Raw genomic sequence first — 22,105 nt, 5'->3', positions numbered from 1 at the left:
GGGCGAGTGATAGGACGATCTCGCCAGAGATCGCCTGTCGTCTGAAAAATGTTCCATTTGCAAACAAGGAAGTGTGTTTATGTCGAAAGTCAAAAACAGCGCTATTGATTCCGCCGAACAACTGCTCTGGGCCCCGCAATCATTGGCGGCCGCCAGCAGTGCGTTCAATCAGATCAATAGTTTCAGCCACCAATACGATCGTGGCGGCAACCTGACCGTCAACGGCAAACCGTCCTATTCCGTCGACCAGGCGGCCACGCAGCTGCTGCGTGACGGCGCGGCGTACCAGGACCGCGATGGCAGCGGCAAGATCGAGCTGACCTACACGTTCCTGACGTCCGCTTCTTCGAGCACCATGAACAAGCATGGCATCAGCGGCTTCAGCCAGTTCAGCGCCCAGCAGAAAGCCCAGGCAGCCCTGGCGATGCAGTCCTGGGCAGACGTGGCCAACGTCACGTTTACCGAGAAGGCCAGCGGCGGCGACGGTCACATGACCTTCGGCAACTACAGCAGCGGCCAGGATGGCGCGGCGGCATTCGCCTACCTGCCGGGCACCGGTGCCGGCTACGACGGCACCTCGTGGTACCTGATCAACAGCGGCTACACCCAGAACAAGAACCCTGACCTGAACAACTACGGTCGCCAGACCCTGACCCACGAGATCGGTCACACCCTGGGCCTGGCGCACCCCGGTGACTACAACGCCGGCGAAGGCGCACCGACCTACGATGACGCCACCTATGGCCAGGACACTCGCGGCTACAGCGTCATGAGTTACTGGAGTGAGAGCAACACCAACCAGAACTTCAGCAAGGGCGGCGTCGAAGCCTATTCCTCCGGCCCGCTGATGGATGACATTGCGGCCATCCAAAAACTCTACGGCGCCAACACCAGCATCCGCACGGGCGATACCACCTACGGTTTCAACTCCAACGCCGGCCGGGATTTCCTCAGTGCCACGTCCTCCTCGGACAAAGTCGTGTTCTCGGTCTGGGACGCGGGCGGTCGCGATACCCTTGACTTCTCCGGCTTCACCCAGAACCAGAAGATCAACCTCAACGATGCCTCGTTCTCTGACGTGGGTGGCCTGGTGGGCAACGTGTCCATCGCCAAGGGCGCGATCGTTGAGAACGCCATCGGCGGTTCGGGCAGCGATCTGCTGATCGGCAACGCGGTCGCCAACGAACTCAAGGGCGGTGCTGGCAACGACATCCTCTGGGGGGCGGGTGGAGCCGACAAACTGTGGGGCGGCTCGGGGTCGGACTCTTTCGTGTTCGCGGCCAGCAGCGACTCGCGGCCCGGTGCGGCGGACCAGATCCTCGACTTTGTCAGCGGCCTGGACAAGATCGACCTGACCGGCATCACCAAGGGCGCGGGCCTGCACTTCGTGAACGCGTTCACCGGTGCCGCGGGCGACGCCGTGCTGTCGACATCGGGTGGCAACAGCCTGCTGTCGGTGGACTTCTCCGGGCATGGCGTGGCGGACTTCCTGGTCAACACCGTCGGCCAGGCGGCGGTCACGGATATCGTAGCGTGATGTCAGCTTGAGTAACGTGGCGAGGGGTAACGCCCCTCGCCACACAATCCAGACCTTTTGAACGCGAGAACACACCATGCCTTGCAGGCTTTCGGCAACCGCCTGGACACTCGCTACGCTGATGCTGTTTTTCGGAGACGCCACCATGGCCCGCAGCCTGTTGTTGATAGAACCCTCGCAGTTGGCCGGTCAATGGCTGGCCGTGCTGTCGGGCCCACAGGATGACGCCCAGAGCCAGGCATTGCAGGACAAACCCTCCAACACCTGCCTGGTGGAACTCAAGGTAGACCAGACCCTGGGCGGGCAAACCGAATGCCTGGGGCATTGGTTGGGAGAGGAACCGGTGCAGTGGTTTACCGAACCCGACGGTCTTTCGTTGATCGGCCAGCACAACACCCGGGTTCATCTGGGGCTGCGCCAGCAAGACCGTTATCAAGTGACGTTGAAGTCCGGTTTGGTAGTTAGGCTTGAACGTAATAAGTCGCAAGTCACGCACTAACCACAGTGGCGCTAAAAATCAGTAAGTTGATTAACGGCCAGGCGGCCTGATACAGCCAACACGCAAGGAAGATGCATGAATAAGGCAAGGAGTGCCGGGGCGGTGCCGCTGTTTAAAGCCCTGGGCGAATATAAAAGTATTTTGATCAGCGTCGGATGTTTTACCGCATTGATCAATGTGCTGATGCTTGCGCCGTCGATCTACATGCTCCAGGTCTATGACCGTGGGCTGTCCTCGCAAAACGAAACGACCTTGTTGATGTTGTCGCTGATGGTTGTCGGCTTCTTTGTGTTCATCGGGTTGCTGGAGATGGTGCGCAGTTTCGTCGTCATCCGCATCGGCAGCCAGTTGGAGCGACGTTTCAACCTCCAGGTATACAAAGCTGCGTTCGAGCGCAACCTGCGCCAGGGCGAGGGCAACGCCGGGCAGTCCTTGGGCGACCTGACCCAACTGCGCCAATTCGTCACCGGGCCGGCGCTGTTCGCGTTCTTCGATGCGCCGTGGTTTCCCGTCTACCTGCTGGTGATCTACCTGTTCAATGTCTGGCTCGGGGTGTTCGCCAGTGTCGGCACGGCGTTGTTGATCGGCCTGGCCTGCCTGAACGAGGTCATGACCCGCAAGCCGCTGGGGCAGGCCAGTGTCTATTCGCAGCAGTCCAGCCAATTGGCGACCAGCCATTTGCACAACGCCGAGACCATCCAGGCCATGGGCATGCTCGACGCGCTGCGCAGCCGCTGGTTCGCCGTGCATTCGCGGTTCCTCGGCCTGCAGAACCGGGCCAGCGACACCGGCGCGGTGATCAGTTCCGTGAGCAAGACCTTGCGCCTGTGCCTGCAATCCCTGGTCTTGGGTTTAGGCGCGCTGCTGGTGATCAAGGGCCAGATGACCGCCGGGATGATGATCGCCGGCTCGATCCTGATGGGGCGGGTGCTGAGCCCCATCGACCAGTTGATCGCCGTGTGGAAGCAGTGGAGCGGCGCCAAGTTGGCCTATCGCCGCCTCGATGCGCTGTTGCAGGCGTTTGTTCCCCGAGACGAAGGCATGGCGCTGCCGGCGCCCAAGGGCCAGGTCAGCTTTGAACAGGTCAGTGCCGGCCCGCCGGGGCAACGCAACGCGACGCTGCAACAGGTCAGTTTCAGCCTGGCGGCGGGGGAAGTGCTCGGCGTATTAGGCGCATCGGGGTCCGGCAAGTCGACCCTGGCCCGGGTGCTGGTGGGCGTCTGGCCAACCCTGGGTGGCACCGTGCGCCTCGATGGGGCCGACATCCATCGTTGGAACCGCGACCAACTGGGTCCCTACATCGGCTATCTGCCCCAGGACATCGAGCTGTTCAGCGGCAGCATTGCCGAGAACATCGCTCGCTTTCGCGAGGCCGACCCGCAGAAGGTCGTTGCCGCGGCGCAACAGGCCGGCGTTCATGAACTGATCCTGCGCATGCCCCAGGGCTACGACACGGTGCTGGGGGAAGACGGCAGCGGTCTTTCGGGCGGGCAGAAGCAACGGGTGGCGCTGGCCCGGGCGATGTATGACCGGCCGAGCCTGGTGGTGCTCGATGAGCCCAATTCCAACCTGGACACGGTGGGCGAAGCGGCATTGGCCAGTGCCATCGCGCAGATGAAAGCCCAGGGCACCAGCGTGGTGCTGGTGACGCATCGTTCCTCGGCATTGGCCCAGGCCGACAAGCTGCTGGTGCTCAACGAAGGCCGCTTGCAGGCCTTCGGCCCCAGCCAGGACGTGCTGCGGGCGTTGTCCGGCCAGGCGGAGTCGGCCCGGGACAAACCCCAGGCCGCCCCCACCGGCCTGAGCATGAGCCGCCACTACCCGACAGCCAACAAGCCGAGCGGCGCATGAGCCAGGATCGCGACATGAACCTCGAACACACCCGGATCTTCGAAAGCCCCGAGCGCGATGCGCGGTTTTTCACCCGCATCGGCTGGGCACTGGCGCTCATTGGCGCCGGCAGTTTCTTCACTTGGGCCAGCCTGGCGCCGTTGGACCAGGGCATCCCGGTCCAGGGCACCGTGGTGGTGTCTGGCAAGCGCAAGGCGGTGCAGTCGATGAGCAGCGGCGTGGTCAGCCGGATCCTGGTGCGCGAAGGCGAGGCGGTGAGGCAGGGCCAACCGCTGTTTCGCCTGGACCAGACCCAGGCCGACGCCGACGTCCAATCGCTGCAAGCCCAGTACCGCATGGCCTGGGCCAGCCTGGCACGCTGGCAGAGCGAGCGCGATAACCTGGCCCGTGTGAGCTTCCCGGCCGAGTTGAGCCACGACCCGGACCCGCGCTTGGCCCTGGTGCTCGAAGGCCAGCGGCAACTGTTCAGCAGCCGCCGCGAAGCCTTCGCCCGCGAGCAGGCGGCATTGCGCGCCAGTATCGACGGCGCCACCGCGCAACTGGCGGGCATGCGCCGCGCCCGCAGTGACCTGACGGCCCAGGCCGAATCACTGCGATTGCAATTGGGCAACCTGCAACCCTTGGCGGACAACGGCTACATCCCGCGTAACCGACTGCTGGACTATCAGCGGCAGTTGTCGCAGGTGCAGCAGGAACTGGCGCAGAACAGCGGCGAAAGCGGCCGGGTGGAGCAGGGGATTGTCGAGTCGCGGCTCAAACTGCAGCAGCACGGCGAGGAATACCAGAAAGAAGTCCGCAGTCAACTGGCCGACGCCCAGCTCAAGAGCGAAACCTTGCAGCAGCAGTTGAAGTCCGCCGGGTTCGAGCTGCAACACAGTGAGATCCTCGCCACCGCCGACGGCATCGCCGTCAACCTCGGTGTGCACACCGAAGGCGCGGTGGTGCGCCAAGGCGACACCTTGCTGGAGATCGTGCCCCAAGGCACGCGCCTGGAGGTGGAAGGGCACTTGCCGGTGAACCTGGTCGACAAGGTCGGTACGCACTTGCCGGTGGACATCCTGTTCACCGCCTTCAACCAGAACCGCACGCCGAGGGTGCCGGGGGAAGTCAGCCTGGTGTCCGCCGACCAGATGATCGATGAGAAGACTGGTGCGCCTTACTACGTCCTGCGCAGCAGCGTCAGCGACCGTGCGCTGGAGAAGCTCAATGGCCTGGTGATCAAGCCCGGCATGCCGGCGGAGATGTTCGTGCGCACCGGCGAGCGCTCGCTCCTGAATTACCTGTTCAAACCGCTGCTCGACCGAGCTGGCTCTGCGTTGACCGAAGAATAAGGTGTGCTGTGGTATGAAGCGTTTTTTCCGGTTGGCCCTGTTGGCCATTTGCGCGTGCGACCACGCCTGGGCCATGGGCCCGTTTGAACTCTATGAGCAGGCCCTGCGCAACGACCCGGTCTACCTGGGGGCGATCAAGGAACGCGATGCGGGCCTGGAGAACCGCGCCATTGGTCGTGCCGGGCTGCTGCCGCACCTGGGCTACAGCTACAACAAGGGCCGCAACCAATCGAAAGTCACCTACCTCAATGACCGTGGCGCCAGCCAGCATGATGATCGCAACTACAGCAGCTACGGCTCCAGCCTGACCCTGCAACAACCCTTGCTGGACTACGAGGCTTACGCGGCGTACCGCAAGGGCGTCGCCCAGGCGCTGTTCGCCGACGAGAACTTTCGCGGCAAGAGCCAGGAATTGTTGGTGCGGGTGCTCAGTTATTACACCCAGGCGTTGTTCGCCCAGGACCAGATCGACATTGCCCTGGCGAAGAAAAAGGCCTTCGAGCAGCAGTTCCACCAGAACGAGGAGCTGTTTCGCCAGGGCGAAGGCACGCGTACGGACATCCTTGAAGCCGAATCGCGCTACGAACTGGCCACGGCGGAAGAGATCGAGGCTCGCAACGAGCAGGATGCGTCCCTGCGCGAACTGGGGGCGTTGATCGGCGTGCCGGCCCTGGACATCGGCGATCTGGCACCGCTGAACGACACGTTCCAGACCTTCAGCCTGCAACCGGCCAACTTCGACAGCTGGCATGAGCTGGCGGTGAGCAACAACCCGAACCTGGCCTCCCAGCGCCAGGCCGTGGATGTCGCGCGTTTCGAGGTCGAGCGCAACCGCGCCGGGCATCTACCGAAAGTCAGTGCCTACGCGACCATGCGCCAGAACGAGTCGGAAAGCGGCAACACCTACAACCAGCGCTACGACACCAACACCATTGGCGTCGAGATCAGCGTGCCGCTGTACGCCGGCGGCGGGGTCTCGGCGTCCACCCGCCAGGCCAGCCGCAACATGGAGCAGGCCGAATACGAGCTGGACGCCAAGACCCGCGAGACGCTGATCGAATTGCGCCGCCAGTTCAGCGCCTGCGTCTCGGGGGTGAACAAATTGCGCGCCTACCAGAAAGCCCTGGGTTCGGCCGAAGCGCTGGTGGTCTCGACCCGGCAAAGCATCCTCGGCGGCGAGCGGGTCAACCTCGACGCGCTCAATGCCGAGCAACAGCTCTACACCACTCGCCGCGACCTGGCCCAGGCCCGCTACGACTACCTCATGGCCTGGACCAAATTGCATTACTACGCCGGCACGCTGGGGGCGCAGGACCTGGCGAAGGTGGATGAGGCGTTCGTCAGCCATTGACTAGGGATGGCTGTCCGGCCTTTGTGGCGAGGGAGCTTGCTCCCGCTTGAGTGCGAAGCGCTCACAAGCAGGGGCTGTTGCACAGCCCAGCGGGAGCAAACTCCCTCGCCACGGGGACCGGCATAGGTCAGCACAGGATTTTTGCAGCCACTAAGGAAGGTTCGTTGATGAAGACTGATAACAAAAAACAACCCGCAAGAACCCGTCGCGTGTTTGTGCCCAAGGCCCTCAACCACGCCATGCTCTGTGCACTGGCAAGCCTGGGCACGGCGCAGGCGGCGCCGTATGTCGAGGCGGGCAAGGCAGGCGATCCGGACAGTTGGCGCAGCAGCGAATTCAACGCCGAATGGGGCCTGGGCGCGATCAACGCCCAGCAGGCCTATGCCGCCGGCTACACCGGCAAGGGCGTGAAACTGGGGATCTTCGACCAGCCGGTGTATGCCGCCCACCCGGAGTTCTCCGGCAGCGATAAAGTCGTGACCCTGGTCACCAGCGGCATCCGCGAGTACACCGACCCGTACATTCCGGTGAAGGCCGGTGATCCGTTTCGCTACGACGGTTCGCCCACGGTCGGTTCCGACGGCAAGCTGGGCTCCCACGGCACCCACGTCGGCGGGATCGCCGCCGGCAGCCGCGACGGTGGGCCAATGCACGGCGTGGCGTTCAACGCACAGATCATCAGCGCCGACAACGGCGACCCCGGCCCCGAGGACGGCATCATCCTGGGCAACGACGGCGCGGTGTACAAGGCCGGTTGGGACGCGCTGATCGCCAGCGGCGCACGGATCATCAACAACAGCTGGGGCATCGGCATCACCGACCGCTTCGACCAGGGCGGGCGCGACCCGGCGTTCCCGCACTTCACCGTGCAGGACGCGCAGTTGCAATTCGACCAGATCCGCCCGCTGCTGGGGACCAAGCCGGGCGGCGCCTACGAGGGCGCCATCGCGGCGGCCCGCAGCGGCATCGTGACGATTTTCGCCGCCGGCAACGACTACAACCTCAACAACCCCGACGCCATCGCCGGCCTGGCGTATTTCGTGCCGGACATCGCCCCCAACTGGCTGACCGTCGCGGCGCTGCAAGTCAACCCGGATACCGCCAGCCCCGATCCCTACACCATCAGTACCTTCTCCTCGCGCTGCGGCTACACCGCCAGTTTCTGCGTCTCGGCGCCGGGCACGCGGGTCTACAGTGCGGTGATCGGCGGTACCAGCGCCGATGACCTGACCGTGGGCTACGGCAACAAGAGCGGCACCTCCATGGCCGCCCCCCATGTGGCCGGCAGCGTCGCCGTGTTGATGGAGCGCTTCCCGTACATGACCGGTGCTCAGGTTGCCAGCGTGCTGCGCACCACGGCCACCGACATGGGCGCGCCGGGCGTCGATGCGCTGTACGGCTGGGGCATGATCAACCTGGGCAAGGCCATCGACGGTCCGTCGATGTTGGTGACCGAGGCCGACATTCCCGAAGCGTTCCGGATCGACGGGGCCTACGGCGATGGCCAGTTCGTGGTCGACCTGCCGGGCATTGGCGCGACCATAGACGCCGGCAAGCCCACGGAGCGCGTGTGCAGCGGGATCCAGTGTGGCCTGGACGTCTGGCGCAACAACATCGCCGGCCACGGCGGGCTGACCAAGGAAGGCCTCGGCACCCTGGTGCTGACCGGCGACAACCGCTACAGCGGGCCGACCCTGGTCAATGAAGGCCGACTGGCCGTCAACGGTTCACTGGCCTCGACGGTGACCGTCAATGACGGCGGCGTCCTCGGCGGCAACGGGCGCGTTGCCGGCCTGACCGCCAATCGCGGCGGCAGCGTGGCACCGGGCAACTCCATCGGCACACTGCAGGTGGCAGGAGACGTGACCTTCGAGCCGGGTTCGACCTACGCAGTGGAGGTCTCGCCGACCTCCAGCGATTTGATCGTGGCGGGCGGCAAGGCTTCCATCGACGGCGCTACGGTGTCGCTGTCATTGGAAAACAGCCCGACGCTGCTCACGGCCCGTGAGGTGAAGAGCCTGCTGGGCACGCAGTTCAACATCCTGCAGGCCGCCGGCGGTATCGACGGGCGTTTTGGCCAGGTCTTGCCCAACTACGCGTTTCTCGGCGGCGACCTGGCCTACAGCGCCAATGGCATTCAACTGGCGGTCGAGCGCAACGCCGTGTCGTTCGCCAGCCTTGGCCTGACGCCCAACCAGCGCTCCGTAGCGACCGCCGCCGAGCAACTGGGCGCTGGCAACGGCCTTTACGAAGCCTTGCTGTTGTCGCCCAGTGCCGCCGCGGCGCAGCAAGCCTTCCAGCAACTCTCTGGCGAAATCCACCCGGCCGTCGGCACGTTGCTGATCAACGACAGCCGCCACTTGCGTGAAGCCGTCGGCGATCGTTTGCGCCAGGACGCCTTGTATGACGCGAATACCCCAAGCACTGCCGACAGCAACGTCTGGGTCAAGGTGCTCGGGGCCTGGGGCAAGAGCGATGGCGGCAATGACAATGCCAGCGCCAACAGCTCCATTGGCGGGCTGCTGGTGGGGGCCGATGGGTTGATCGGCGAGCAGACTCGCCTGGGTGTCGTCACCGGCTACAGCGACAGTTCATTGAGCATGGGCGATGGCACGCACTCGTCCGCCAAGGCCGACAGCTATCACCTGGGCGCCTACCTGGGGCATGAAATCGACGCCGTGCGCCTTACCGTCGGCGGTGCCTACAGCTGGCATCGCATCGACGTCAAACGGGACGTGCAATGGGGTGATGTCAGCGGCCGGGAGAAAACCAAGCGCGACGCCCAGACCGCCCAGCTCTTCACCGAAGCCGCCTACCGCCTCGACGTGCAGCCGCTGGCCTTGGAGCCGTTTGCCAACCTGGCCTATGTGCATCTGGACAGCGACAGCTTCCATGAAAAAGGCGACAACGCCGCGCTGCGAGGTAACGACGACCGTCGCGATGCGCTGCTTTCGACCCTGGGTGTGCGAGCGAGCCGCAGCCTGGCGCTCTCGGAGAAACAGCAGCTGGAACTCTCCGGCTCCCTCGGCTGGCAGCACAACTTGAGCAATACCCGTTCGGAACAGGACCTGGCCTTCGCCGGCAGCAGCAACACCTTTGCGGTGCAGAGCGTGTCCATGGACCGCAACGCCGCCGTGATCGGTGCCCGTGCCGGGCTGGCGGTGGCCAAGGATGTGCGGGTCAACCTGGACTACAACGGCCTGCTCGGATCCCGGGACAAAAGCCATGGCATGGGGCTGACGCTGGATTGGCAGTTCTGATCAGGTAAGGCAGTCCCTGTGGCGAGGGGATTTATCCCCGCTGGCTGCGCAGCAGCCCCAACCACAGGCGACTGCTTCGCAGTCGAACGGGGATAAATCCCCTCGCCACAACGATTTCCTAGGTTTTTCCGCATTCCAACAACAAAAAAGAGGCAGCAGGACATGGGTATCTATGACTACAAGACCTTCGGCACCGAGGCGTCCAAAGCCCTGGTCGGCGATGCGATGGCGATCATGTTGTACTCCTACCACAACCTCGACAACGGGTTCGCCGTCGGCTACCAGCAATACGGCTTCGGCACCGGCCTGCCGGCGACCCTGGTGACCGCGCTGCTCGGTGGCACCGATTCGCAAGGGGTGATTCCCGGCGTGCCATGGAACCCCGATTCGGAAAAACTGGCCCTGGAGGCGTTGCACAAGGCCGGCTGGACGCCCATCAGCGCGTCGCAACTGGGCTACACCGGCAAGGTCGACGGGCGCGGTACGTTCTTCGGCGAAAAGGCCGGCTACACCACCGCCCAGGTAGAAATCCTGGGCAAGTACGACGCCGCCGGGCAGTTGACCGAGATCGGCGTGTCGTTTCGCGGGACCAGCGGCCCACGGGAGAACCTGATCGGCGACTCCATTGGCGACGTGATCAATGACGTGATGGCCGCGCTGGGGCCCAAGGACTATGCCAAAAACTACGCCGGCGAAGCCTTCGGCACGCTGCTCGGCGACGTCGCCCGGTTTGCCCAGGCCCATGGCCTTGGCGGGGAAAACGTCCTGGTCAGCGGCCACAGCCTCGGCGGGTTGGCGGTCAACAGCCTGGCCGACCTGAGCACCAGCCAGTGGTCCGGGTTCTACAACAACGCCAACTACATCGCCTACGCGTCGCCAACCCAGAGCAGCACCGACAAGGTGCTGAACATCGGTTACGAAAACGACCCGGTGTTCCGGGCGCTGGACGGCTCGACGTTCAACCTGGCGTCGGTGGGCGTGCACGACGTGCAGCAGGCCTCGGCGACCAACAACATCGTCAGCTTCAATGATCACTACGCCTCGACCGGGTGGAACGTGCTGCCGTTTTCCATCCTCAACATCCCCACCTGGATCTCCCACCTGCCCACCGGTTACGCCGATGGCATGGGCCGGATCATCAGCTCGGCGTTCTACGACCTTACGCAAAAAGACTCGACCATCGTCGTCGCCAACCTGTCGGACCCGGCCCGCAGCAACACCTGGGTGCAAGACCTCAACCGCAACGCCGAGGCCCACACCGGCAGCACGTTCATCCTCGGCACCGACAAGGACGACCTGATCCAGGGCGGCCAGGGCAACGACTACCTGGAAGGCCGTGCCGGCAATGACACCTTCCGCGACGGCGGAGGCTACAACGTGATACTGGGCGGGCAGGGCCACAACAGCCTGCATCTGCAGCAGTCGGTGCACGACTTCACCTTTGCCAGCGATGGTGCCGGAACGTTGTACATGCGCGATGCCCACGGCGGGATCAGCATCACCCGCGACATCGGCACGCTGGTGAGCCAGGAACCTGGATCGTTGTGGGGCATGCTCAAGGACGAGGTCAGCCACAGCGTCACCGCCAATGGCCTGTTGGCCGGCGGCAACCTGACGGCGTACGCGTCAGCGGTCAAGGGCACTGCGGGCGATGACAGTCTCGTGGCCCACGCGACGGGCGACTGGCTGTTCGGTCACGCCGGCAACGACCGGCTGCTGGGCGGCGCGGGCGACGACACATTCGTGGGGGGCACCGGGAACGACGTCATGCAATCGGGCGGTGGACGTGACACGTTCATTTTCAACGGTGCATTCGGCCAGGATCGCATCAGCAGTTTCGACGCGGGCGACAAACTGGTGTTCATCGGTGTGCAGGGGGCCGGGGAAGGGTATGACTATCGACAGCACCTGTCCCAGGTCGGCAGCGACACGCTGCTGCAAGTGGGGGACAGCTCGGTGACCCTGGTGGGTGTCGGGGTTGGGCAGGTGGGCGGTGAGGGTATCGTGTTCGCCTGATGACCAGGCATGGACGGTGACTGAGTAACCTGCGACGAGGCGCTTGCTCACACTCAAGCGCGAGCAAGCGCCTTCGCCACGGTGATCAATCTTCCTTGCGGATCGTTGCCACGTCGTCGGCGCGCACGCGGATTTTCTTGCCGGCGATGTCTTCGAACTCGTAGAACCCATCGGAGGTACGGGTATTGGGGGTGTCCTTGGTCAGGTACTGGGTACCGTTCTGCAAGGTCACCACGGTGGGCGACGCGCAACCGGCCAATGTCAGGAAGGCCACGGCGGCCAGGGGCAGGCTCAGAAACCTGATGTTCATATCCAAACCTCTCGATCAAAAGAACCACGGCCCAGCTGATTCGACTGCGCCATCACGTAGCTAACCGCCATTGGTCCTGCTCTCTGTAGGAAAGTTCATCACTTAGCGAAGGATTTCATCTCTAAATATAGGGGACCGTTCATCTTTTGCAGTTGCCTGGGGTGTTCGTAGCTGCTATCTGTATGCATAACCAGTACTCCTGCATCCGTGGCGCTTCTTCCCGTGACAGCCAGTTCCCTCGACGATCCCTTCTATTACCTGAACAACTTTCAGCAAGTGCTGGGCTGGCTGACGCAGCGGTATGCCGATGTGCTCAGCTTCGAAGAGCAGCGCTTCGTTGACGATTTTGCCGCAATGCCCCGGGCGTCCCAAGGCTTGCTGGTGCGGATGGTCATGCGCAAGGGGCTGCGGTTTCGCCACAGCAAGCTCAACTACCCGGAAATCGGTGAGATTGGCCTGGCCGTGCAGCCGTTACTGGCCCTGGGTTGGGTCGAGGACCAGGCCGAGTTGGGGATTGTCGAGCTGTTCGACGTGTTGCTGAAGGCGGAGATCCTGCAGTGCCTGGGGCACCTGATCGAGCAGCCCAGGGCGAAAAAGACCGAATGGCTCCTGGCCGTCGCCGAGCGAGCCGACCCGCCGCAGGCGTTCCACGCCTGGTGTCCGCAGCTTGACGACCGACTCTACAGCCTGACGATCATGCCGCTGTGTGACCGCTTGCGGCTGATGTTCTTCGGCAACCTCTACCAGGACTGGTCGGAGTTCGTCCTGGCGGACCTGGGCATCTTCACCTATGAAAGCGTCGAATTCAGCACCGAGTCCCGCGGACTGCGCAACCGCCAGGACGTCGACGCCTGTGTGTTCCTCCATGAGTGTCAGCAACGCTTCGAAGCCGGCGAGCCGCTGGAAGCGATCGTCGCCCAGGTCAATGCCCTGACCTTGGACAATCCGTGGCTGGAGCGCCGGCGCGGCAAGTTGCTGTACCAGTTCGGCGAGCAGGGCGAACGCATGGGCGATTTTGCCTTGGCCTTGTGTATCTACCGTGAATGCACCTACCCCGGCGCACGGTTGCGGATGATCCGCGTGCTGGAGCGCATCGGCGAATATGCCCTGGCCCTGGAACTGGGCGAGGCGGCGGCACAGGCACCGCAAAGCGCCGCCGAAACCCAGGCCCTGCTCAGGATCGTGCCGCGGCTGCGCCGCAAGCTTGGCGGACCGCCGGTGCCGCGCGCCCTGGCCCGTGAAGTGCAGCGGCTGGAGTTGCAACTGCCCAGGGTCGATCCGACCCTGTCGGTGGAGTATTACGTCCAGGCTCACCTGCACGATGACGCCGCCCCGGTGCATTACGTCGAGAACAGCCTGATCAACTCGCTGTTCGGCCTGCTGTGCTGGCCGGCGATTTTCGCGCCGCTGCCGGGGGCATTTTTCCACCCGTTCCAGCGTGGGCCGGTGGACCTGCTCAATGAAGACTTCCATGCCCGTCGGGCCGAGCTGTTCGCGGCGTGTTTTGCCGAGCTGGACGATGGCCGCTATCGGCACACCATCCTGGGTCGTTTTGCCGAGAAGTGGGGCGTACAGTCGCCGTTCGTGTTCTGGGGTGCGTTGTCCGAGACATTGCTGGAACAGGCCCTCGACTGCTTGCCGGCCGAACACCTCAAGCACTGGTTCAGCCGATTGCTGTTGGACATCAAGGCCAACCGCGCCGGCATGCCGGACCTTATCCAGTTCTGGCCGCAGCACAAGACCTACCGCATGATCGAGGTCAAAGGGCCGGGGGATCGGCTGCAAGACAATCAATTGCGCTGGCTGGAGTTCTGCCATGAGCACCGCATGCCCGTCGCAGTGTGCTACGTGCAGTGGCTGCCAGAAGGTGCGGAGCAGGGCGCATGAACCCCGCGCCAAGCTACAGCATTGCGGTGCGGGCCTTGTGTGAGTTCACCGCCAAGGTGGGTGATCTCGACCTGCGCTTCACGCCGTCGCCCACGGCCCTGGAAGGCATCGCCGGCCATCGCACCGTGGCGTCGCGGCGCAGCGAGGTCTATCAGGCCGAGGTTAGCCTGGAAGGGCGCTACCAGACGCTGAACGTCAAAGGCCGCGCCGATGGCTACGATCCGGCGCGCAACTGCCTTGAAGAAGTGAAGACCTATCGCGGCGACCTGGCCAGGCAACCGGCCAACCACCGGCAGTTGCACTGGGCCCAGGCGAAGATCTACGGCTGGTTGATGTGCCAGAGGTTGCAGCTTTCGCGCATCGACGTGGCACTGGTGTACTTCGACGTCGTCAGCGAAAAGGAAACCTGCCTCACGCAGGGGTTCGAGGCCGGCGAGCTTCTGGCGTTCTTCGAAGCGCAATGTGCGCTGTTCCTGGCCTGGGCCGAGCAGGAAATGGCCCATCGGCACGCCCGCAACCTGGGGGCGCAGTCCCTGGCCTTTCCCCATGCCGACTTTCGGCCCGGGCAACGGCACCTGGCCGAGTCGGTGTTCAAGGCCGTGAGCACCGGGCGTTGCCTGATGGCCCAGGCGCCCACCGGCATCGGCAAGACCGTCGGCACGCTGTTCCCGATGCTCAAGGCCCTGGCGCCGCAGCAGTTGGACAAGGTGTTCTTCCTCACGGCGAAAACCCCAGGGCGCAAGCTGGCGCTGGACGCCGCCCAGGTCATCACCCGAAGCGCCCCGTCAATGCCGCTGCGGGTGCTGGAGATGGTTGCCCGGGACAAGGCCTGCGAGCATCCGGACAAAGCCTGCCATGGTGAATCCTGCCCGTTGGCCCAGGGCTTCTACGACCGTCTGCCGGCGGCGCGGGTGGCCGCGAGCCAGGTGAGCCTGCTTGATCAGGCGGCGTTGCGCGAAGTCGCGCTGGCCCACGGGATCTGCCCGTACTACCTCAGCCAGGAGATGGCCCGCTGGGCCGACGTGGTGGTGGCCGACTACAACTACTATTTCGACTTCAGTGCCTTGCTTTTCGGCTTGGCCCAGGCCAATGGCTGGACGGTCGCGACCTTGGTGGACGAAGCCCACAACCTGGTCGAGCGCGGCCGGCAGATGTACAGCGCGATCCTGGATCAAGCGACCTTGGCCACGGTGCGCAAAACCGCGCCCGAGGCCCTGAAGAAGCCGCTGGAACGGGTCAATCGCCAGTGGAACGCCTTGCATGCACCACAAGTGGCGGCGTACCAGGCGTATGAACGACTGCCGGAGAAATTCCTGCAAGCCCTGGCCACCTGCACCACGGCCATTGGCGATTACCTCAACGAGCACCCCCAAGGGCTGGACGGTGACTTGCAGGCGTTCTATTTCGATGCCCTGCAGTTTGGCCGGGTGGCCGAGTCGTTCGACGAGCAGTTTCTGTTCGACATCCATAAGCGCGAGCTCGGCCGCCAGCGCAGCGGCTCGACCCTGTGCCTGCGCAACGTGGTGCCGGCCGGGTTCCTGCGGCCAAGGCTCACCGCGGCCCGCAGCAGCGTGCTGTTTTCCGCGACCTTGAGTCCGCGGCACTATTACGCCGACCTGTTGGGCACACCGGCCGAGACGGTGTGGATCGACGTTGAATCACCGTTCCAGGCCGATCAGTTGGACGTTCAGGTCGTCAGCCGGATTTCCACGCGCTTCGCCCACCGCCAGGCGTCTCTGGAGCCGATTGTCGCGTTGATGGCTCGCCAATTCAGCGCGCGTCCGGGCAATTACCTGGCGTTTTTCAGCAGTTTCGATTACCTCCAGCAAGTCGCCGGGCTGTTTGCCGAGCGGCACCCGGAGATCGTCACGTGGGCACAATCGCGCGGCATGGGTGAAGCCCCGCGGCAGGCCTTCCTCGACCGGTTCATGGAGCACAGCCAGGGCATCGGTTTCGCGGTGCTTGGCGGGGCGTTCGGCGAGGGCATCGACTTGCCCGGCTCGCGCCTGATCGGTGCATTCATCGCCACCCTGGGGCTGGCGCAGCTCAACCCGGTCAATGAGCAGATCAAGCAGCGCATGGCGGCGATCTTCGGCGATGGCTATGACTACACTTACCTGTACCCTGGCCTGCAAAAAGTCGTGCAGGCCGCCGGGCGCGTCATCCGCACCCAGCAGGACCGCGGCGTGGTGATGCTCATCGACGACCGGTTCGGCGAGGCGCGCGTGCAGCAGTTGCTGCCACGCTGGTGGTCGGTGAACCCGGAGCAATCCGGCACCCGGCGGATAGGTGCAGGAAACTGAAGCCTGCCGGCCAGCGGGAATCCTGTGTGGGAGGCAATAGTTTTTCATGGCGCGCGACTTGCCCCATACTTCGAAAAAATCCACACGGATGCCTCGGCCCACATGCTTGAGAATACCCCCCAGTCGCCGCGCATAAACCAGGAGCAGCGCTTTCGCCTGCTCATCGACGCCGTGGTCGACTACGCGATCTACATGACCGACCCCTCGGGCATCATCACCAGCTGGAACTCCGGTGCCCGGCGTTTCAAGGGGTATGAGGAAGCGGAGATCCTGGGTGAGCATTTTTCGCGTTTCTACACGGATCAGGATCGCGCCGCCGGCCTGCCGCAGCGGGCGCTGGAGACGGCCGTGCGCGAGGGGCGTTTCGAGGGTGAGGGCTGGCGGGTGCGTAAGGACGGCACGCTGTTCTGGTCCCATGTGGTGATCGACCCGATCATCGACAACCAGAGCGGTGAACTGCTCGGGTTCGCCAAGATCACCCGCGACCTCACCGACCGCAAGATGGCCGAGGAAACCCTCAAGCAGAGCGAGCAGCAGTTCCGCCTGCTGGTGCAAAGCGTCACCGACTACGCCATCTACATGCTCGGTCCTGATGGCCAGGTCACCAACTGGAACCAGGGCGCGCAACGCATCAAGGGCTATCTGCCGGCCGAAGCCATCGGCCAGCATTTTTCGATGTTCTATACCCCCGAGGACCGCGCCGCCGGTGAACCGCAGCGGGCGCTGAGCATCGCCGCCAGCGAGGGGCGTTTCGAAAAGAAGGGCTGGCGCGTGCGCAAGGACGGTACGCGTTTCCTTGCCCACGTGGTCATCGATGCGATCCGCAGCGACACCGGGACCCTGCTGGGGTTTGCCAAGATCACCCGCGACATCACCGATGCCACCCAGGCGCAGCAGGCCCTCGAACAGGCCCGCGAGGCGCTGTTCCAGTCGCAGAAACTGCAAGCCATCGGCCAGCTTACCGGCGGCATCGCCCACGACTTCAACAACCTGCTGACGGTCATCCTCGGCAACCTGGAAATCGTGCGCAAGCGCATGCCGGACGATCCGAAACTGGCCCAACTGCTCGACAACGCGACCCAGGGCGCGTTGCGCGGCGTATCGCTGACCCAGCGGATGCTGGCGTTCGCCCGGCGGCAGAAGCTGAGTGCCGAGTCGGTCGAGTTGCCGGTGCTGGTGCAGGGCATCAGCGGCTTGCTGCAAAGCTCCATGGGCCCTTCGATCCACATCCAGACTCGCTTCACCGAGGCGCTGTCGCCGGTGCTGGCCGATGTCAACCAGTTGGAGTTGGCGATCCTCAATCTGGCGACCAATGCCCGGGACGCGATGCCCCATGGCGGTAGCATCCTGATCGCCGCCGACGAGCGCCTGGCCACCGAGGCCGGGGCGCAGGCGTCGTTGAAGCCGGGGCGCTACGTCTGCCTGTCGATTACCGATGAAGGCGAGGGCATGGATGAGGCCACGCTGGCCTCGGCCGTGGAGCCATTCTTCACCACCAAAGGGGTCGGCAAGGGCACGGGCCTGGGATTGTCCATGGTGCACGGCCTGGCCGAGCAGTTGGGTGGCCGCCTGATCCTCGAAAGCCAGAAGGGCGTGGGCACCAGCGCGCAGTTGTGGTTGCCACTGGCCGATAGCGCAGCGTCGGAGAAGGCCGTGGTCGAGGCGCAGGCAGCGCCTACCCCTCCTGAGTTGCTGGTGCTGGTGGTCGATGACGACAGCCTGGTGCTGACCAGTACCCGCCTGTTGATCGAAGACCTCGGGCACCGGGTCTTGTGCGCGCATTCAGGGTCGCAGGCGCTGGAACTGCATGAGCGCAACCCGGACATCGACCTGGTGATCACCGACATGGCCATGCCGCAGATGGACGGCGCCCAACTGGCGAAGTTACTGCGCGACCGGCAGCCGGACCTGCCCATCATCCTCGCCACCGGCTACGCCGAACGCCTGGAAGGCTTCGCCAGCCAATTGCCGCGCCTGACCAAGCCGTTCAAGCAGATCGACCTGGTGCAGGTCATCGGGCAGGCAATGAATTAGGCGGAGGCTTGGCCAGGCCCTTTTGGCAAGCGTGCACTGCCTCTGGTCCATTGCCTTGAACTTGCCCGGCGGCGCGGGTTTCCAACGAACCTCATTTGCCACCAGCGACCCTTCACGCAATGCCCAGAATATTGACCGGCCAGACGCCGGAAGAAGAATTGAGCGAACACAATGCCAAGCTGTTCGGCTCGCCCAAGGAACGACTGGATTTCTATCGGCGTGAAATCCAGTACGAAACCAGCATCCTCGCCAATCGGACCGATGCCTACCTGGCCGCCCAATCCTTCCTGGTGATTGCCTTTGCCTCGTGCATGGCCAACCTGAACCCGGAGTGGGGCAAGTTGTTCACCCTGATCGTGCCGCCGTTCCTGGCGCTGCTGGGGTTCCTGAGTTCACTCAATGCCTGGCCGGGGATTCGAGCGGCCTACGAGATCATCGACCACTGGCACTTCAAGCAGAGCGAACTGCTGCGCGCCGAGCCGGTCATGGGTTTGGTCTACGACGAGTCGCCGTTGTTCAGCGAGCGGGAATCGACCCACAAGGGGTATCGCAAGTCGCTGCTGTTTTCTGTGCGCACACCGTGGATCTTCGCCACGTTCTGGGTGCTGCTGGGGGTGTATGCGGTGCTGATCCAGGTGACGGATCCGATCGGCTGAGGGTCAGCCGGTTTTCTGCCGTTCGTACCACGCCAGGGTGGGCTGGGTACTGACCCCATGAACCAGGATGCTCAAGGCCACCACCGACAACGTGAGGTTGATGCACAGCTGCGCCGCTTGTGGCGCCAGGTCATGGTTCAAGGCGAAGAACAGGTAGAACAGGCTACCGATGCCGCGAATGCCGAACCAGCCGATCAACAGCCGTTGCGGTGCGTCCAGCAAGCGGCCCCAAGGCATGAGTAACACGCTCAACGGGCGAATGACGGCGAAGAGCAGGGCGCCGATGGCCAGGGCGCGCCAGTCCCAATGGGTGGCGAGCACCACCCCGAGCAGCGTCACCAGGAACACCTCCATCGCCCGCTCCACCAGGCTGCCGAAAGCCAGCATGTCACTCATCATCACCCCGGCAGCCACCTGGCCGTCGCCCAGGGACTGGGTGTCGCCGAGCACCGCCTGGCGCGGATCGACGGCCTCATGGCCCACCACCGGTTGCACCAGGTGCTCCGCTGGCGGGGCATCTTCTTCATCGGTGGATTGCACCTCGGCCTGGCGCAGCCCGAGACCGGCGGCAAACACCGAGAGAAAGCCATAGGCATGCACGGACTCGGCGGCGACATAGGCCAGGGCAATCAGCGCCAAGGCCAGGTAATCGTTGGGTGACAGCGTGCTGTCGGCGTTCTTGATGCGCATCGACAGGGTCAGCTTGCCGATCCCGCGTCCCATCCAATAGCCGATCAGCAGGCCCGCCGGCACCGCCCACAGGACATTGCGCAAGGCCCACTCGCCGACAAAGCCGCCGTCTTCACGCAGCATCAACAGCCCAAGGATCACGAAAGGGAAGGCCGAGCCGTCGTTCAGGCCGGCTTCACCGGAGAGGCCGAAACGCACTCGGTCGTCATCCCGCGCATCGTTGACCTGCACCAGGGCCGCCAGCACCGGGTCGGTGGGCGCCAGCATCGCGCCGATCAACATCGACACACCCCAGCCAAGGCCGAACAGGTAGTGCAGGGTCAGGCACAGGCCCGCAATGGAGAGGATCATCACCGGGCCCGCCAACCCATAGGCAACGCGCCAGGTCCGGTTCTTGAAGGGCAGGCGCAGCTTGAGGCCGCTGACGAACAGCGAGAACACCACCGCGATCTCCGTGAGATGCTCCATCCAGACGGACGAGTCGGTGATGTCCAGCTTCAGCAAACCCAACCCCGCCGGCCCGATGGCAACGCCCAGCACCAGGCACATGGCTGACGTGGTGACCGGCATCCAGCGCAGGTAGGACGACGTGAGGGCCAAGGTCAACAACACGGCACCGAGCACCGCTACCCACACTGTGAAGATCATGGTTGCTCCTTGGCTGGCCGATTGCTGTGGGCTGTCACGGTCTTAAGTGGCGAATGCGCTTGTGTGGCGAGGGAGCTTGCTCCCGTTCGAGTGCGCAGCGCTCGCCTGCCTGTCGGGGCCGCTTCGCGACCCAGCGGGAGCAAGCTCCCTCGCCACGCAAGCACTGAACCGGGTGGTTCTTGATATTCGAGGCCTGGAGCGAAGCGAGGGTTCCCACCAAAACGACACCGCCCCGTTTATCCGGCGGCCTGTTCATCGGAGGGAATTTTTCGTCGCACGCGGGGCTCTGCACCTTAAGAGACGTGCTGAATCAGCGTCCTGCCGTGAACCAATGAGGCCCTTATGACTGCGCTGACACCCCTCCAATCCCGGCCAGCCACCCTCCATCCCGTCAGGGATGCCGGGCAGGTGCGCCAATGCTATGAACGGCTGCTCCAGGGCCCCGACGATGCGGACAAACACGCCGTCGCACAGGCCTTCATCCAGTCGTGCCTCGAACAGGCCGGGGCCTTGCCCCAGGAAACCCCCGACGAGCCGCAGGCCCTGCAAGCCTGGGTCGAAGCCCACAGTGCCGGTGTAGCCCGGCAATACGCCGATTACCTGGAGCGGCGCAAAAGCGGCGGCCCGCGGGAGTACTTCAGCGGCAAGGCCCACGCGCTGTATTTCCTGCAAGCCGTGGCGCCGACCAAGTTGGTGGACGGTGCTTGGCTGTACGGCGTATTGAAACATTGGCACGACCACCGGTTCGACGGCCTGCTGTGCACGTATCTGGAGGAGCTGGGCGACGGCCATCCGGCGCAGAACCATGTGGTGATCTACCGTAAGCTGCTCGCCGAACACGGTTTGGTCGATGCCCCGGACATCGACGATGAGCGCTACCTGCAAGGGGCTGTGCAACTGGCGCTGGGCTACGCCGGCGATGAGTACCTGCCGGAAGTGATTGGCTACAACCTGGGTTACGAGCAGTTGCCCCTGCACCTGTTGATCAGCGCCTACGAGCTGAGCGAACTGGACATCGACCCGTACTATTTCATCCTCCACGTGACCATCGACAACGCCAGCACCGGCCATGCCCAGAAGGCCGTGCAGGCATTGATGCAATTGATGCCGATGGCGGCGGATCGCGAGGCGTTCTGGCAGCGGGTGACCCTGGGGTATCGGCTCAATGACCTGGGCCAAGGCAGCCGGGCGATCATCGAATCGTTCGACCTCGGCCGTGAAGTGCTGGACATGCTCGAACGCAAGCGCCCGTTCGGCCAGCACATGCATTCCGATTACTGCAAGTTCGAAGGCAAGACCGTCAACCAGTGGCTGGCGGCCCCCGGCCAATTGGAAGGCTTCCTTGAGGCGATGCAGAACAAGGGCTGGATCAAGCGCCATCAGGATCCGCAGGACAGCCGCTTCTGGATGCTGATCGAAGGCGCAGGGGCGGCGATGTTCGGCGTGTTCAGCCCCTATGAGAAGCAATTGCTGCACGACTGGATCGCCGGTGACTGGTTGCACAAGAGCGAGCGCAACCGTCCGCGCCGCAGCTTCGGCACCACCAGCGAACCGCAGACGCCAGTCGACGACCCCGATGTGCAAAGCCTGCAACAGACGCTGCGCAGCCAGTCCCCCGAGGAGCAGATGCAGACCTTGATGCCCTGGCTCTCGGCACGCTGTCACAGCCATCCGGCCGGGCTGCTGGCCACGCGTCGTTTCATCGAACTCAAGTCCGCCATTCGCTAGGGAG

At 64.0% G+C, this 22,105-nt stretch carries 14 protein-coding genes; 12 read left to right on the top strand and 2 right to left on the bottom strand.

Annotated elements, in window-relative coordinates; all coding sequences use genetic code 11:
* Positions 1 to 79: 79 nt before the first annotated feature.
* The 7 genes from V3H56_RS14115 to V3H56_RS14085 all read left to right on the top strand — a co-directional run bounded on the left by V3H56_RS14115 (position 80) and on the right by V3H56_RS14085 (position 11,845).
* Positions 80 to 1,537 (top strand): serralysin family metalloprotease, encoded by a 1,458-nt coding sequence (locus V3H56_RS14115; protein ID WP_338473467.1) that lies wholly within the window; start codon positions 80 to 82, stop codon positions 1,535 to 1,537.
* Positions 1,538 to 1,613: 76 nt separating this feature from the next.
* Positions 1,614 to 2,036 carry an AprI/Inh family metalloprotease inhibitor gene (locus V3H56_RS14110; RefSeq protein WP_212803846.1) on the top strand — a complete coding sequence of 141 codons (423 nt, stop codon included), beginning with the start codon at positions 1,614 to 1,616 and terminating at the stop codon, positions 2,034 to 2,036.
* Positions 2,037 to 2,111: 75 nt separating this feature from the next.
* Positions 2,112 to 3,887 carry a type I secretion system permease/ATPase gene (locus V3H56_RS14105; RefSeq protein ID WP_042728842.1) on the top strand — a complete coding sequence of 592 codons (1,776 nt, stop codon included), beginning with the start codon at positions 2,112 to 2,114 and terminating at the stop codon, positions 3,885 to 3,887.
* The gene (locus V3H56_RS14100; RefSeq protein ID WP_042728841.1) at positions 3,884 to 5,218 is read left to right on the top strand and encodes an HlyD family type I secretion periplasmic adaptor subunit; all 1,335 of its coding nucleotides are present in this window, start codon (positions 3,884 to 3,886) and stop codon (positions 5,216 to 5,218) included. The genes V3H56_RS14105 and V3H56_RS14100 overlap by 4 nt, the downstream gene beginning before the upstream one ends.
* Before the next feature lie 13 nt (positions 5,219 to 5,231).
* Positions 5,232 to 6,569 carry a TolC family outer membrane protein gene (locus V3H56_RS14095; RefSeq protein ID WP_042728840.1) on the top strand — a complete coding sequence of 446 codons (1,338 nt, stop codon included), beginning with the start codon at positions 5,232 to 5,234 and terminating at the stop codon, positions 6,567 to 6,569.
* Positions 6,570 to 6,808: 239 nt separating this feature from the next.
* Complete coding sequence (locus tag V3H56_RS14090) at positions 6,809 to 9,829, top strand: autotransporter serine protease (RefSeq protein WP_237614130.1); 3,021 nt, start codon at positions 6,809 to 6,811, stop codon at positions 9,827 to 9,829.
* A 162-nt stretch (positions 9,830 to 9,991) separates the two neighbouring features.
* Complete coding sequence (locus V3H56_RS14085) at positions 9,992 to 11,845, top strand: polyurethanase (protein ID WP_338473466.1); 1,854 nt, start codon at positions 9,992 to 9,994, stop codon at positions 11,843 to 11,845.
* Positions 11,846 to 11,930: 85 nt separating this feature from the next.
* Here V3H56_RS14085 and V3H56_RS14080 read toward each other — a convergent pair whose 3' ends face one another.
* Entirely contained in the window at positions 11,931 to 12,155 is a 225-nt protein-coding gene (locus tag V3H56_RS14080) for a YgdI/YgdR family lipoprotein (protein WP_042728837.1), read from the bottom strand.
* A 222-nt stretch (positions 12,156 to 12,377) separates the two neighbouring features.
* Here V3H56_RS14080 and V3H56_RS14075 point away from each other — a divergent pair, with 222 nt between their 5' ends.
* The 4 genes from V3H56_RS14075 to V3H56_RS14060 all read left to right on the top strand — a co-directional run bounded on the left by V3H56_RS14075 (position 12,378) and on the right by V3H56_RS14060 (position 19,035).
* A complete protein-coding gene (locus V3H56_RS14075; RefSeq protein ID WP_338473465.1) occupies positions 12,378 to 14,042 on the top strand; it encodes a VRR-NUC domain-containing protein in 1,665 nt (554 codons plus the stop codon).
* Positions 14,039 to 16,345 carry an ATP-dependent DNA helicase gene (locus V3H56_RS14070; RefSeq protein WP_338473464.1) on the top strand — a complete coding sequence of 769 codons (2,307 nt, stop codon included), beginning with the start codon at positions 14,039 to 14,041 and terminating at the stop codon, positions 16,343 to 16,345. Before V3H56_RS14075 ends, V3H56_RS14070 begins: the two co-directional genes overlap by 4 nt.
* 102 nt (positions 16,346 to 16,447) lie before the next feature.
* Complete coding sequence (locus tag V3H56_RS14065; RefSeq protein WP_042728834.1) at positions 16,448 to 18,379, top strand: PAS domain-containing sensor histidine kinase; 1,932 nt, start codon at positions 16,448 to 16,450, stop codon at positions 18,377 to 18,379.
* Positions 18,380 to 18,498: 119 nt separating this feature from the next.
* The gene (locus tag V3H56_RS14060; RefSeq protein WP_042728833.1) at positions 18,499 to 19,035 is read left to right on the top strand and encodes a hypothetical protein; all 537 of its coding nucleotides are present in this window, start codon (positions 18,499 to 18,501) and stop codon (positions 19,033 to 19,035) included.
* A 3-nt stretch (positions 19,036 to 19,038) separates the two neighbouring features.
* Here the strand turns inward: V3H56_RS14060 and V3H56_RS14055 are convergent, their stop codons facing one another.
* Entirely contained in the window at positions 19,039 to 20,373 is a 1,335-nt protein-coding gene (locus V3H56_RS14055) for a cation:proton antiporter (protein WP_338473463.1), read from the bottom strand.
* Positions 20,374 to 20,715: 342 nt separating this feature from the next.
* Between V3H56_RS14055 and V3H56_RS14050 the strand changes: the two genes are divergently transcribed.
* On the top strand, positions 20,716 to 22,101 hold the full coding sequence (locus V3H56_RS14050) for an iron-containing redox enzyme family protein (protein ID WP_338473462.1): 1,386 nt from the start codon (positions 20,716 to 20,718) through the stop codon (positions 22,099 to 22,101).
* The last annotated feature ends 4 nt before the right edge of the window (positions 22,102 to 22,105 follow it).

Source organism: Pseudomonas sp. MS646 (assembly GCF_036693845.1).
GTDB classification, from domain to species: Bacteria; Pseudomonadota; Gammaproteobacteria; order Pseudomonadales; family Pseudomonadaceae; genus Aquipseudomonas; species Aquipseudomonas chlororaphis_E.
Note: the sequence above shows the minus strand (reverse complement) of the source record. Positions and strands in the feature narration are given on the sequence as shown.

Excerpts from the sequence above, each read along its gene's own strand:
- V3H56_RS14060 (WP_042728833.1), top strand. The coding sequence starts at position 18,499 with ATGCCCAGAATATTGACCGGCCAGACGCCGGAAGAAGAATTGAGCGAA.
- V3H56_RS14100 (WP_042728841.1), top strand. The coding sequence starts at position 3,884 with ATGAGCCAGGATCGCGACATGAACCTCGAACACACCCGGATCTTCGAA.
- V3H56_RS14050 (WP_338473462.1), top strand. The coding sequence starts at position 20,716 with ATGACTGCGCTGACACCCCTCCAATCCCGGCCAGCCACCCTCCATCCC.
- V3H56_RS14065 (WP_042728834.1), top strand. The coding sequence starts at position 16,448 with ATGCTTGAGAATACCCCCCAGTCGCCGCGCATAAACCAGGAGCAGCGC.
- V3H56_RS14085 (WP_338473466.1), top strand. The coding sequence starts at position 9,992 with ATGGGTATCTATGACTACAAGACCTTCGGCACCGAGGCGTCCAAAGCC.
- V3H56_RS14115 (WP_338473467.1), top strand. The coding sequence starts at position 80 with ATGTCGAAAGTCAAAAACAGCGCTATTGATTCCGCCGAACAACTGCTC.
- V3H56_RS14080 (WP_042728837.1), bottom strand. The coding sequence starts at position 12,155 with ATGAACATCAGGTTTCTGAGCCTGCCCCTGGCCGCCGTGGCCTTCCTG.
- V3H56_RS14095 (WP_042728840.1), top strand. The coding sequence starts at position 5,232 with ATGAAGCGTTTTTTCCGGTTGGCCCTGTTGGCCATTTGCGCGTGCGAC.
- V3H56_RS14110 (WP_212803846.1), top strand. The coding sequence starts at position 1,614 with ATGCCTTGCAGGCTTTCGGCAACCGCCTGGACACTCGCTACGCTGATG.
- V3H56_RS14105 (WP_042728842.1), top strand. The coding sequence starts at position 2,112 with ATGAATAAGGCAAGGAGTGCCGGGGCGGTGCCGCTGTTTAAAGCCCTG.
- V3H56_RS14090 (WP_237614130.1), top strand. The coding sequence starts at position 6,809 with ATGCTCTGTGCACTGGCAAGCCTGGGCACGGCGCAGGCGGCGCCGTAT.
- V3H56_RS14055 (WP_338473463.1), bottom strand. The coding sequence starts at position 20,373 with ATGATCTTCACAGTGTGGGTAGCGGTGCTCGGTGCCGTGTTGTTGACC.
- V3H56_RS14070 (WP_338473464.1), top strand. The coding sequence starts at position 14,039 with ATGAACCCCGCGCCAAGCTACAGCATTGCGGTGCGGGCCTTGTGTGAG.